A 12,564-nucleotide genomic window follows, 5' to 3' on the forward strand; every position below is an offset into this window, starting at 1 on the left:
ACGCAGTATGCCGGGTGTGACCCAAGAGCAGATCAGCGCGGCCAAGCGGATCCGTGCGATTGATTTTTTGCTGCAATACCGGCCGGACGATATCGTACCTAGCCAGTGCCGGGGGGAGTTCCAGCTGCAAAGCCACGACAGCTTTAAGATCAGCGGCGAGACCAGCCTCTGGCATTGGAAAAGCCGGGATATCGGCGGCAAAAGCGCGCTGGATTATCTCATCCATGTAGAGGGAATGAGATTCACAGAAGCAGTTTTGCTTTTGCTGGAGCAGATCCCCACGGAAGTCCGCTCCGCCCCGGCTCCGCGGCAGATGCCGAAACCGAAAGTATTTGCCTTGCCCGAAGCAGCCGCAGACAACCGAAGGGTGTTTGCCTATCTGCTGCACCGGGGGATCGACCGCAAGGTCATCAGCGACTGCATCCGAGACGGTATTCTGTACGAGAGCGCCCGGTTCCACAACGCCGTGTTTGTAGGCCGGGATGAGAGCGGTATGCCGAAATATGCATTCCTGCGGGGAACGCTTACCAATACCGCCGAGAGTTTCCGGGCTGAAGTAGCCGGCAGTGACAAGCGGTACAGCTTCTGTTTGCAGCCGGAAGGGGAGAGCCGGCGGGTGGCTGTTTATGAAGCTGCCATTGAAGTGCTCGCTCACCTGAGTCTGGAACAGACACGAGACAAATACCGGCTGTCCCTTGCTGGAATCTACGCGCCGAAAGAGGGCGTCAAAACGGATACCGCAAGAGAAAAGTCGGTGGCTCTGACCGCTTTCTTAGAGCGTCACCCGAATGTCTGTGAAATCGAGATCTGCACCAACAACGACCATGCGGGGCGCTGGGCGGCGGAACATATTCGGAAGGAATACGAAGGAAAGTACCGGATCATTATGAACCTGCCCGACCGGGAAGGGGCGGACTATGGAGATCTGGCACAGGAAAAGAGCAAAGAGAGGGCCGTCCGGCAGCGGGCGGCCCTTTCCCGATGAAAAGGAGGACTATGGAAAAAGAAACTTTGAAAGCCTATGTGATTACGGAGCTCACGGCGGAATTAGCCGTGGAGGACATGGAGAGTGAGTACGGTGAAGACGATTACGCCGAACTGGACGGGCATGACCTGACCGACTACGAGCCGAGCATCCGGGAGTACATCGAGAAGGAGAAGAAATCGCTGGATGACGGCGGCAACCTTGCTCCTTACATCGACGAATCTCTCCTTGGGCTGCGGGAGAACGTACTTCGCATCGAACCGGATGTGGTGGTCTACGAGGGGAAACTGTGCGGCTGTGCCATCGTGGAGCTCAAACAGGAATTGAGCGAGCGGGACTGGAACTCTCTGCTGGACTATATCTCAGGCCAGTATTCAGACGGCTGGGGCGAAGGGTTTGAACAGCGTGACATCCCGGTTGCCGACGGCATTCTGAACGTCCACTTCTGGCAGCCAGATCAAAGATATCCGATTGTGCTGGACACTTTGCCCGGTCAGACCCCCACTGTCCCCCAGCAGGCACAAAAAACCAGGATGAAGCTGCTTGGCCAGGACGGGAATATTTTCTCTATCCTGGGTCGGGCCAGCCGGCTGCTCCGCCAGAATGGCCAAGGCAAGCAGGCGGAAGAAATGTTCCGGCGCGTGCAGGACAGCGGCGATTACTATAAGGCGCTGAACATTATCAGCGAGTATGTTCAGACCGAGCTGTCTGCATCCGAAAAGGGTGACACTGCACCTCGCCCCAAAAGAGATCAACAGGAGAGGTGATGCAGATGTCCGTTTCCAACTATGATCTGCTGCAGGCCAAAGTGGATGCCGAACTGGCCCGGTATACAGAGGAACTCATGAGCCACGGACCGCAGGAGGTCGTGGACAACGCCTATGAACTTGTGATTAAGAGCGAACTGGCGGTTCGTTTGGAAAGCACCTTTTTGAGCAAACAGCAGATCCGCGCGCTCCTGGATCAGGAGAATCCGCTGGCCTACATCTACGAACGATGGGAAAATGACCACGCCGCCATTGGTGATCTGCTGTGCGATACCATCTACACGGCGGGCAACGACGCCCACAGAGAAAGACTGACCAAAAATAAGCAGCGCAGAAAGGAGGAAGCTCGATGAATCAGAAGTATGAAATCAGCGAGATCGCTCATCCCAAATATCCCTGGCTGCACCGGATCCGTGCCTTAAGCGATGTGCGCCCCAGTGTCCAGAAAGGCGATTTAGGCGGATATGTCCAGGGTACAGAAAATCTCAGCCAGGAAGGAACCTGCTGGATTTTCGACAATGCCATTGCCTGCGATGACGCATATGTAAATCAGCAGGCAGTTTTGGGCGAATATGCTGTGGTTCGGGGCTCAGCACTCATTTCGGGCAATGCGAATGTTCGCGGGAATGCGGTGGTGGACGATCATGCGCTTGTCATGAACGGCACGGTCAGGGGGTATGCCCATGTAGCAGGGAATGCCTGCATCTGTGCCGACAAAGTAACGGAGCATGAGCCGACCGTTCAGGAACACGCCAGCGTGTATGGTGTTGTGGCAGGAAACGTGTGTGTGGAGGAAAGCGCCATTGTTCTGCCCGGAGCACGCATCGAAAATCCCACTCCCGACCGGTTCCGGTTGCTTGCCACCCGGATCGAGATCGAGAGATCGTATTATCGCATGCACGGGCGGCCGGAACCGGCAGCCCGGGATAAAGAATCCCAAACCAAAGCCTCAAATCACGAACGATAAAAAGAAAGGATGATGCCTCTGAGTAAAACCAATGAACTGAATCTGATCATGAATGAGAACGCAAAACTGACTGTGGAACACAGCGGCGGTGACGGCTGGACCATTCTGCACGGGGATATGCTGAACCTTATGCGCTCCTTTGAGAGCGGGGTGTTTGACGCGGTCATCACCGACCCGCCCTATGCCAGCGGCGGCGCCAGCCAGACGGCGAAGAACCGCACCACCAACCAGAAGTACAGCAGCATGAGCCCGGACAAGGCGCTGCCGGATTTTGCCGGCGACCAGAAGGACCAGCGCAGCTGGACGAACTGGTGCACCGAATGGCTCACCGAAGCCAACCGGGTCTGTAAGCCGGGGGCGGTGCTGGTGGTGTTCATCGACTGGCGGATGGCGCCCTGCCTTTCGGATGCGCTCCAGCGTGCCGACTGGATCTGGCGCGGGCAGATCGTGTGGGACAAACAGACCTGCCGCCCGCAGCGGGGCCGGTTCCGGCAGCAGAGCGAATACGCCCTGTGGGCGTCCAAAGGCCCGCTTCCCGTGGACCGGCCCGTGGGGTGTCTGCCCGGTGTCTTCCGCTACACCAATCCGGCCAACCGCATCCATGTGACCGAGAAGCCGCTGCAGCTCATGCGGGATGTGGTACAGATCTGTGTGCCGGGTGGCCGCATTCTGGATCCGTTTGCCGGGGCGGGCACCACGGTGCTCGCCTCGGTGCTGGAAGGCTACGAGGCCGTAGGTATCGAGGTGACAGACGCTTACTACAAGCTGGGCTCCGACCGGGTTCGATTCGCACTCAATGAAGCCACTGAACAGAAGGAAACCAAATAAGGATGAAACAAGGAAGCCTAATTAGGCTTCCTTGTTTCTGATTGTAAGATATTAAGGAAGCCTAATTAGGCTTCCTTGATGGACAGCAAAGCCCGATGGCCGATGAGAAACCGGTTGTCGGTCTTTTCTTGTAAGAGAGGAGACATGGAATGGATAAAGCGTTTGCGTATATTTGTGCTTCTGCCGAGACCGCCCCCCGCATTCTCAAGCGGTATTGCCGCACGGTGTATGAACTGGGGTATGTGCCCATCTGCCCCACCCTGAGTGATACCCAGTATCTGTCGGATGAAAGCCCGGATGAACTACGGGATCTGCACAGCATTGCCCTGCAGAAGTTGGCCCGCTGCCGGATGCTGGTGGTCTGCGGCAAAGAAGTCAGTCACGGGATGTCGGTGGAGATCGGCTTTGCTGAAAAGCGCCATATCATCTGCACCACTCTCGCCGGTCTCGCCAAGATCCAGGAAGACCTGGATGGGGCCGCCGAGTAAGGGACAACCCTATTTTTCTCAGGGGGTGGCTGTCTTTGCTAGCATAGCGTTTGGATATCCAAACGCACCCTTCTTGGGGAGAACCCCAAACCCCCGGCAGCCATCCCCGCAATGCTCGTCACTGAAATGAGGTGAATCAATGGACGAAAAGCAGTACGCCGTATTCTGCCGGAAAGGCAGCGACGTGGATGAACTGATCGAGTGCGCTGCCTCGCCCGGTATGCAGAAGACCAAGACGGCCTTTCAGGTGGAAAAGGTGGTCGTCCTTTCGGATGCGGAGTACGCTGCCTTCCGCAAAGAAGGATTCATGCAGGATCAGACGTTCCTGTTTGAAAACCGCTACTACATGTGGTTCGATCCGTCCGAAACGTGCTGGCACTGCCTGCTGATCAAAGGCGAACACAGCCGTGAGGGGATCCTGGTGGAAGCCGAAGGGTATTCCTACGCCCGGTATGCGGCCCATGTGCCGGACTGCAGTCTGGTGCGGGTTGGCGCGGTGCCTGTGCAATTTGAGTACCCGGTCAAACCGCCCCACAAGAAAAAGGAGGCCCCGGAGCGGTGAGAAAACGTAACCATGTGATCCCGCTCCATCTGAATCGACGGGAGCTGGAATACCTGGAAGCCCAGGTCAAGCTCAGCGGCCAGCCGAGGGAGGAATATCTGCGCACCCTCATCATGGGAGCCCAGGTACGGCCGAAGCCCTGCACCCATCATGCGGACCTGCTGCATAAGGTGGCGGGCCTCTGCAACAATGCCAACCAGCTGGCCAAGGTCGCGAACACCTATGGTGCAGCAGACACATCCAGCGTTTCTGAAATGACTGCCATCGCATATCAGGTCTGGGAGGAGGTGAAAAAGAACTGGTAAACGAAAAGCATGAATTGAAAACCACGGCTTCTTTTTGGAAGGGAGCCAAGAGCGTGCAGGAACTCAGGAATCTATCCTCCAGCCGAATCCCTTCCACAAAGCTTCAGTTCCGGATCCGAAAGGTACTGGTGCTCAGTGACATAGAATATGGGCGCTATCTAAACAGCGGACTCCATCAGCCGAAATATTTTCTTGCGGCGGATCAGGAGGGGCTGCGCTACGATACCAAACTGGGGGTGTGGAACTGTTTGCTCCTTGTAGGAGAATCCAGCCATGATGGGATTCTTGTGGGGTTTCTCGCTGGAGTAGAGCTGCCCTTCCTGTCCTATGTCCCGAATCACCGCGAGCTGGAACTGCCGAAAGGACTTCCCGTGGAAATGGAAATGGGGGCGGCTTCCACGAATCTCCAGCCCGCCTTGCACGGTACTGTGGATGCGGCAGCCCATTATTCTTCTTTTGTGGGGTTGGAGTTGATCTCTATGGCATCCTCCCTTCATTTTGCTGCGTATGACCCTGCAGCCAATATCTTCACAGTGCTGGAGCAGGGCGGGCCGAATGACTATATGCAGTACAAGGGTACACCGGAAGAGATCGCACAGACCTTCCACTTCAGCGGCAAACTGAAGAAAGTATTCTTTGATCTGCAGTACCGGAACATCAGCCATGAAAGCCATCTGGTAAAAGAAAGGCAGAAGCGTACATATCCGAAAGAGCGCAGCGGAGATGGGAGATGAAAGATGGCGTATACGTCCGTTATCCCCGTCCGCCGCCTGAAAGGCTGTGTTGATTATGTGCTGGACGAAGCAAAAACGTCCCGCGGCCAGAACGCAAAATCTCTGGAAGAAGCGGTGGACTATGCCCTCAACCGGGCCAAGACGGAGCAGGATCTATTTGAGTCAGCGATTGCCTGCACCTGCAAAACTGCCTTTGAGGATATGTGTCAGGTCAAGGAGATGTGGCATAAGACCGGCGGAGTGCAGGGCTTTCATCTGGTGCAGAGTTTCGCGGCAGGGGAGGTGACCCCTGAACTGGCACACCAGATCGGGCTGGAATTTGCCGGGCAGCTCCTTCAGGGAAAGTATCAGGCGGTAGTCAGCACTCACCTGAATACCGGGCATATTCACAACCACATCGTGTGGAACTCTGTGTCGATTCGAGATGGGAAAAAGTATCACAGCAACGCTAAGAGCTATTATACCGAAATCCGGGCAAAATCGGATGCTCTATGCCGCAAATATGGACTGTCTGTAATTCAAACCCCGGAGTCAGAACAAGGAAAACGGCAGTATGCGAAATGGCAGGCTGAGCACGAGGAACGTCCAACGTGGAAAGCTGCGATCCAGCAGGACATCGATTCTGCCATTGCTGAGGTGCTTACATGGAATCAGTTCGTCAGAGCTCTGGAGGAGAAAGGCTATACCCTTCGGATGAACCGAAAATATATCACCCTCCAGCCGCCAGGGAAAGATCGCCCGGTGAGGTTTAAGACCTTGGGGAAAAATTACACCCCAGAGGCCATCCGCCACCGAATCCTGTACCCGACGAGACGAACACCGGCTGGCAATGGCAAGAAAAAACTGCCATCAAGCCTGTACGCTGTGATCGTCGAACATCCAGAGAAACATTATTCCGGTCTTCGGGGGCTGTATGTTTCATATCTCTTTCGAGTTGGAGTGCTGCCCCGTAAACCCCGCTACCCCAGTTATGCAGTACGGGAAGATATCCGTAAGCTGGACCAGCGGATCGAACAGATGGAGTTCATCTTTGAGCATGAGATCGAGGACCGGGGCCAGCTCAATGCCATACGCCAAGCAGCGGAAGCGGAGATTGAGAATCTCACGAAAGAGCGGAAGCGGCTATACCGACGGGAACCGGATTCCCCACGGATCGATGAACTGACCGCCCAGCTGAAGGAAAAACGGAAGACCGTTCAGCTCTGTAAGCGGATCGAGGAACATTCTCTCGCCATTGAGCAGAGGCTTGAAGCCGGTCGAAAAGAACAGGCTCAGCAGGAAGCCAGACACCGTGAAGATGAGCAGAGAGAAGCTGCCATCAAAGAAAAGCAAAAGGAGAAAACCAAATGAACAGAATTCCCACACAGCAGCAGGTAGAACGCCTGCGCAAAAATTACCCCGTCGGCACCCGTGTGGTGCTGCACAGCATGGACGATCCCTATGCCCCTGTTCCGCCCGGCACCAAAGGAACGGTGACCTATGTGGATGACATGGGGCAGATCGGTGTGAACTGGGACAACGGCTCCGGCCTGTCCCTTGTGCCCGGTGAGGATACCTTCTCCAAGGTGTCTGAGCCAGAGAAAGCCAAAAGTGATCGCGGCATGAGCCGCTGAAAGGAGTGAGGAGAACACTATGAACTATGGCAGTGATCCCGCAGACCAGATCGTCCGATTCTCACTGGACGGCACCGAGATGGTGCTCAAACTGTCTGGTCTGGCGGCAAAGAATTTCGCCCTGTTCGTGTATGCAGTCCTGAACGACCAGCAGAAGGTGCGAGGGAAAACAAAGCTGGTGCGTATGCTCAAGGAGCGGCGCCCGTTCAAGTTCTTTCGCATCCCGGATAACATGATGCGGGAATTTGCACGGGAAGCCAAAGACCACGGCCTGCTCTACACGGCCATTCGCAACAAGTCCCGGAAGGGACAGATCGAGCTGGTGGTGTTTGCCGACGATGCCTCCAAGGTCAACCGCATCCTGGATAACCTGAATCTGGACTTCGTGCAGGCCCAGGCAGGCGAAGCTACGGTGGAGCAGGTGCCCGCTGCGCCCAGTGCCGAGCAGCCCGGTGCGGCGCCGGAAAAGAAGCTGGAACCGGCTGTGGAAGTGGAAACAGTTGCCACGGAACACGGTGCGGTGGATTTCCAGGTGGGCGACAGCGAGGAGGCGTTCAACTTCTCGGATACGGCAGATGCCGCAAAGGAACAGGTGCCGGAAAATTTTACGCCCGGCCGGGAGCCGGTGGACAAAGCCCCGGCGGAAAAGAGTCCGTCCGAGCCTTCCTCGCCAAGCAGCGGCTCCTCCTCCGGGGCATCCGGCGGTGATAAGCCTTCGGTAAAAAAAGAGCTGGAGGACATCCGCAAGGAACAGGCTGCAAAAAAGGAGGCAAAGGCGAAGCCGCCCCAGCGCCAGACCAAAACGCCCGGACGCACCCGCCGCAAGAAGAACAAGAAAAAAACGAAAGGACGGTAATCCATGGATCTTTCCAAAATGATCAAGAACCGCGAAGCGGAGCAGCAGGAAACGCAGCCTGATGGCCAGCAGTTTTCCAAAGAGGAGTATGCCGCCATAAAAAAGGCCGAACGGGAGGAAGTATGGGCACGGGTGGATGCCCAGGCCCAGGCGGTGTTCCGGGACGATGCCTCCATGAAGGGATTCCTCGATTTCATGGCCCGCTGCACCCCGCAGAGTACCCGCAATCTGCTCATTCTGTATGACCAGAACCCGGAGATCACCCATCCCCGCACCTTTGCCATGTGGGCGGAAGCAGGCCGCTCGGTGCGCACCGGGGAGAGTGGCTATGCTTTCTTCACGGAAAGCAAGTATGAGCGTGAAGACGGGACCACGGGCTGAGGCTATGACATCGTCAAGGCGTTCGACATCAGCCAGACTCGTGGCCCGCAGATGTATCCTGCTCAGCCCCATCTGCCGGATGAGGTAATCGCAGCCATGGTTGAGAACAGCCCTGTTCCGCTGGCACTGTCGGACCAGCTGCCCAAGGGAGTGCAGGCTCAGTATGTGCCGGCACGGAAAACCATCTATGTGCGCAATGGCATGGATGAAGCTGCGACTCTCTGCGCCATTGCACGGGAACAGGCTCATGCCTCTTACGATGTGCCCGGAGCCGGGTACCGTCGGCAGGCGTATGCGGCGCAGAGCTACTGTGCCGCCTATGTGGTGGCACAGAAGTTCGGCCTGGACACTTCCGGCTTCAAGTTTGATAAGGTCTGTGAATCCTGGGCCGGCAAAGAACCTCAAGAGCAGCGCACCTTCCTTGGTGAAGTGAAGCGGGCCGCCTATTCCATCAACCGGGAGGTGCAGCGCAGCTTTCGGGATATGGATCAGGTGATCAAGCCGGACGAGTTTGAGATCGGAAAGGGGACACAGGCCAAGACCGAAAAAGCCGAAAAGGCGACGGAAAGCCGGTGATCCCCTCGGCCAAGAGTTTTCCGTTTGTTTTCATTTGAACAGTCGCTTTGTCACTGGCTTTGTGATATGCTTGGCTTGAAAAATAGATCCGAATGGAGGCGATCGTATGGAGAAACAGCGGCTGTTCAAGATGACGGATATCGAAAAAAATATGCTGGTACGGGCCTTGTCTGACAAGCAAAAGCGGGTCAGCAACGACCGATGCGGTGAGGTTCAGGCGCTCGTGGAAAAGACGGAGCAGGCACCTCGAAACCGGCTGTATATGGACGAGATCGAATACCAGTGGGTGGAGATCGCCCTGAACGATCTTCGCAATGCCTATCTGGCGGCAGGCCGCAGCAGCGGCGGAATTGACAAGGTGATGTTGAAGCTCTTCCGTTCGCACTACAAGCGGGTGCCTGCAAGATAAATATCTATATGCCAAGGGGTCTGTGGTGGAAGCCACAGGCCCCTTGGTGCTTTCGGAAAGGAGGATGCTGATACGGAGATTCGCCAGAAACAACCCTGGTGGGTATGGTTGCTGCCGCTGCCCATTGTCTGGTGGGCGGCACTGCTTCTGGCCGCCAACTGGCAGGCGGGCATGAACATCGTGGAATGGATGGGTGCCTTCTCCGCCGCAATGAATAAGCCTTTTCACCTTCGCGGGACGGAGTATTCTGTTCGGCTTTTGTTTTTATTCACCATTGTCTACGGAGCAGCAGCGGTACTCATCGTGACAGGCCGGAAGAACTATCGACGCGGCGAGGAACACGGTTCTGCCCGCTGGGGAAATGTGGTACAAGCCGGAAAACGGTATCGGGACCATGAACATCCGTTCCGCAATCTCATACTAACCCAGCACTTTCAGCTGGGGCAGGATGGCCATCGCCATAAACGCAATACCAACGTGCTGGTGATCGGCGGCAGCGGTGCAGGCAAAAGCCGCAGCTATGCCATCCCCAATGTATTGCAGTGTGCCCAGGGGCCGGACGGCGGGTGTTCGGTGATCGTTGCAGACCCTAAATCCGAGATCCTGCGCAAGACCGGCAACGCTCTGATCGCAGCCGGATATGAGGTGCGGGTGTTTGATTTGCTCAGCCCGGACACGTCTTACTGTTATAACCCGCTGGCCTATGTGCGGGATGACAAGGACGTGCTGCGGCTGATCGAGACCCTTATCCAGAGCACCACCCCGCCCGGTTCCCAAAGCACCGACCCATTCTGGACCAAGTCCGAAACGGCTCTGCTGCAGGCCCTTGTTCTGTACCTCATCCATGAGGCGCCGAAAGACGAGCAGAACTTCGCCATGGTCATGGAGATGCTGGCGGCTGCCGAAGTGCGAGAAGAAGACGAGGATTTCGAGTCGCCGCTGGATATTCTGTTCGAGCGGCTCGAGATGCGGGACCCGGAGAGCATTGCCGTCAAGCAATACCACATCTTCAAGATGGGTGCTGGCAAAACTCTGAAATCCATCCTGATCAGTGTTGGCGTCCGGCTGTCTGCCTTCAACTTACCCCAAATCGCACGGCTCACCTATACCGATGACCTGCATCTGGAAGAAATGGGTGAGAAAAAGGTGGCGCTTTTCTGCTGCCTGCCGGACTCGGACAAATCTCTCAACTACCTGGTCGGCATGATCTACGGCCAGCTCATCCAGACACTGTACTATGTGGCCGACCGCAAGTACAAAGGCAGGCTGCCGGTGCCGGTCCACCTGCTCATCGACGAGGCTCCTAACATCGCTTTGCCCACCGATAACTTTCTGCCCTGGCTTTCCACCATGCGCAGCCGCAATATCTTTTGCAGCTACATCGCTCAAAACATGGCCCAGCTGAAAGCCCTGTTCAAGGAACAGTGGGAATCGTTGGTGGGCCTCTGCGACGAGTTCCTGTATTTAGGAGGGAACGAGAAAGAAACGCACAAATATGTGTCTGAGCTCATGGGCAAGGAAACCCTGGACACTCACACCTATGGTCATACCAAAGGCCGGAACGGCAGCTACTCCATCAACGACCAACAGACCGGCCGGGAATTACTCACGCCGGATGAAGTACGCATGCTGGACAACCGAAAATGTATCCTGTTCGTTCGTGGTGAGCGCCCCATGCTGGATGACAAGTATGACCTGATGCACCATCCCAATATCCATCTGACCGAGGACGGCGGCGCGCCGCCCTACGACTATACCGCAGTTCGTGATGCTGCCGATGACCTGGACTATGACCCGGAGCGGTATGAGGATTATGAACTACTGGATCCCGATGATTTTCTTTGATACAAAGGAGGAACGCATTTGAAACTGTTTTCTAAAAAGAACGATCAGAACCACAAGACCGAACCGCTGCGCCTGGGCAAAAAGGGGCGGATGCGCTTTGCCACTTTTGCAACACTGATGATTTGCACCTACTGTCTCTCCACCACTGTCCTTGCCGCAGCCACCGACCCGCTCACCGTGGTCAACAACCTGTCCACCTTCATCTTCTCTCTGATCCGTGCCATTGGCCTGATCCTGCTGGGCTGGGGCATCGTGCAGGTCGGCCTGTCCTTCCAGAGCCATGATCCCAGCCAGCGTTCTCAGGGCTTTCTGACCCTGGCAGGCGGTCTTGTGATCACCTTCACCAAAGAGATCCTGGACCTGATCACCGGCACTCCTTGAGGAGGCCGGAGTTCAAGGAGGGAGGTGATGTGGTACGAATTGGATCGTGGACAATTTGAACTCCGCCCTGCAAACCTGGAATGACAAGCTGGCGGAGATCTGGACGCTGCTCACGCAGGATCCGGCCACATTCAAAGGCGGCGGCATCTGGCAGGTGATGCTGGGTATTCATGGAGCATTGCAGGCCATCGGGTATGGTCTGCTGGTGCTTTTCTTCGCCGTAGGCGTAGTCAAGACCTGCGGCAGCTTCGTGGAGGTCAAGCGCCCGGAGCAGGCGTTCAAGCTGTTCATCCGCTTTGTGCTTGCCAAAGCAGCCGTGGGGTATGGTCTGGATTTGATGCTGGCCATCCTTTCAGTGGTACAGGGGATCGTCTCGACGATCATCACACAGTCGGGTGTTGCAGGAGCCGGCGGCACCACACTGCCGCAGGATGTCATCGACAAGATCAACCAGGTGGGATTTTGGGATTCCATCCCGCTATGGGCGGTGACCCTGATAGGCGGACTTTTTATCACGGTGCTGTCTTTCCTGATGATTCTGACGGTGTATAGTCGGATGTTTAAACTCTACATGTACACAGCTTTGGCGCCCATTCCGCTGTCTACCTTTGCGGGCGAGCCCACCAGCAACGTGGGGAAAAACTTCCTTCGCAGCTATGCGGGGGTATGTTTGGAAGGTGCCGTCATCGCACTGGCCTGCATCATCTTTTCCGTGATGGCGGCCGCCCCGCCTGCCGTGGATCCCAATGTATCAGCGGTGACCGCCGTCTGGAGTTATGTGGGCGAGCTCATCTTCAATCTGTTGGTGCTAGTAGGCGCTGTACGAATGAGCGACCGAATCATCAAGGAATTGATGGGACTGTAAAA

Annotated in this window: 18 protein-coding genes; all 18 read left to right on the forward strand. The window is 56.1% G+C overall.

The features are described 5' to 3' along the window. Positions 1-7: 7 nt before the first annotated feature. Positions 8-985 carry a DUF3991 domain-containing protein gene (locus tag ACKTS9_RS10890; RefSeq protein WP_407880748.1) on the forward strand — a complete coding sequence of 326 codons (978 nt, stop codon included), beginning with the start codon at positions 8-10 and terminating at the stop codon, positions 983-985. A gap of 11 nt (positions 986-996) precedes the next feature. Further along, entirely contained in the window at positions 997-1,752 is a 756-nt protein-coding gene (locus ACKTS9_RS10895; RefSeq protein WP_407880750.1) for a hypothetical protein, read from the forward strand. Next, positions 1,752-2,105 (forward strand): DUF3848 domain-containing protein, encoded by a 354-nt coding sequence (locus tag ACKTS9_RS10900; RefSeq protein WP_407880752.1) that lies wholly within the window; start codon positions 1,752-1,754, stop codon positions 2,103-2,105. Before ACKTS9_RS10895 ends, ACKTS9_RS10900 begins: the two co-directional genes overlap by 1 nt. Next, entirely contained in the window at positions 2,102-2,719 is a 618-nt protein-coding gene (locus ACKTS9_RS10905; protein WP_407880755.1) for a hypothetical protein, read from the forward strand. Before ACKTS9_RS10900 ends, ACKTS9_RS10905 begins: the two co-directional genes overlap by 4 nt. A gap of 9 nt (positions 2,720-2,728) precedes the next feature. Then, entirely contained in the window at positions 2,729-3,547 is an 819-nt protein-coding gene (locus ACKTS9_RS10910; RefSeq protein WP_407880757.1) for a DNA-methyltransferase, read from the forward strand. 149 nt (positions 3,548-3,696) lie between these two features. Beyond that, positions 3,697-4,035 (forward strand): hypothetical protein, encoded by a 339-nt coding sequence (locus ACKTS9_RS10915; RefSeq protein WP_204658759.1) that lies wholly within the window; start codon positions 3,697-3,699, stop codon positions 4,033-4,035. A 139-nt stretch (positions 4,036-4,174) separates the two neighbouring features. Next, positions 4,175-4,597, forward strand: a complete 423-nt coding sequence (locus tag ACKTS9_RS10920; protein WP_407880759.1) for a DUF6329 domain-containing protein — start codon at positions 4,175-4,177, stop codon at positions 4,595-4,597. Beyond that, positions 4,594-4,902 carry a plasmid mobilization protein gene (locus ACKTS9_RS10925; protein ID WP_407880761.1) on the forward strand — a complete coding sequence of 103 codons (309 nt, stop codon included), beginning with the start codon at positions 4,594-4,596 and terminating at the stop codon, positions 4,900-4,902. The genes ACKTS9_RS10920 and ACKTS9_RS10925 overlap by 4 nt, the downstream gene beginning before the upstream one ends. 53 nt (positions 4,903-4,955) lie before the next feature. Beyond that, positions 4,956-5,636 (forward strand): hypothetical protein, encoded by a 681-nt coding sequence (locus ACKTS9_RS10930; protein WP_407880764.1) that lies wholly within the window; start codon positions 4,956-4,958, stop codon positions 5,634-5,636. A gap of 3 nt (positions 5,637-5,639) precedes the next feature. Further along, complete coding sequence (locus tag ACKTS9_RS10935; protein WP_407880766.1) at positions 5,640-6,986, forward strand: relaxase/mobilization nuclease domain-containing protein; 1,347 nt, start codon at positions 5,640-5,642, stop codon at positions 6,984-6,986. Beyond that, complete coding sequence (locus tag ACKTS9_RS10940) at positions 6,983-7,249, forward strand: DUF4314 domain-containing protein (RefSeq protein WP_055080112.1); 267 nt, start codon at positions 6,983-6,985, stop codon at positions 7,247-7,249. Before ACKTS9_RS10935 ends, ACKTS9_RS10940 begins: the two co-directional genes overlap by 4 nt. 19 nt (positions 7,250-7,268) lie before the next feature. Continuing rightward, positions 7,269-8,105, forward strand: a complete 837-nt coding sequence (locus ACKTS9_RS10945; protein WP_407880769.1) for a PcfB family protein — start codon at positions 7,269-7,271, stop codon at positions 8,103-8,105. 3 nt (positions 8,106-8,108) lie between these two features. Continuing rightward, positions 8,109-8,486, forward strand: a complete 378-nt coding sequence (locus ACKTS9_RS10950; RefSeq protein ID WP_407880771.1) for an ArdC family protein — start codon at positions 8,109-8,111, stop codon at positions 8,484-8,486. Between the two features lie 51 nt (positions 8,487-8,537). Continuing rightward, positions 8,538-9,062, forward strand: a complete 525-nt coding sequence (locus tag ACKTS9_RS10955) for a hypothetical protein (protein ID WP_407880773.1) — start codon at positions 8,538-8,540, stop codon at positions 9,060-9,062. Between the two features lie 106 nt (positions 9,063-9,168). Further along, on the forward strand, positions 9,169-9,471 hold the full coding sequence (locus ACKTS9_RS10960) for a hypothetical protein (RefSeq protein WP_407880775.1): 303 nt from the start codon (positions 9,169-9,171) through the stop codon (positions 9,469-9,471). A gap of 108 nt (positions 9,472-9,579) precedes the next feature. After that, the gene (locus ACKTS9_RS10965) at positions 9,580-11,316 is read left to right on the forward strand and encodes a VirD4-like conjugal transfer protein, CD1115 family (RefSeq protein WP_407880777.1); all 1,737 of its coding nucleotides are present in this window, start codon (positions 9,580-9,582) and stop codon (positions 11,314-11,316) included. A 90-nt stretch (positions 11,317-11,406) separates the two neighbouring features. Beyond that, the gene (locus ACKTS9_RS10970; RefSeq protein ID WP_394960139.1) at positions 11,407-11,697 is read left to right on the forward strand and encodes a formate hydrogenlyase; all 291 of its coding nucleotides are present in this window, start codon (positions 11,407-11,409) and stop codon (positions 11,695-11,697) included. Positions 11,698-11,740: 43 nt separating this feature from the next. Further along, positions 11,741-12,562, forward strand: a complete 822-nt coding sequence (locus ACKTS9_RS10975; RefSeq protein WP_407882104.1) for a hypothetical protein — start codon at positions 11,741-11,743, stop codon at positions 12,560-12,562. Positions 12,563-12,564 lie beyond the last annotated feature (2 nt).

Origin of the sequence: Owariibacterium komagatae, assembly GCF_045865535.1 — a bacterium.
Classification (GTDB): domain Bacteria; phylum Bacillota; class Clostridia; order Oscillospirales; family Ruminococcaceae; genus Ruthenibacterium; species Ruthenibacterium komagatae.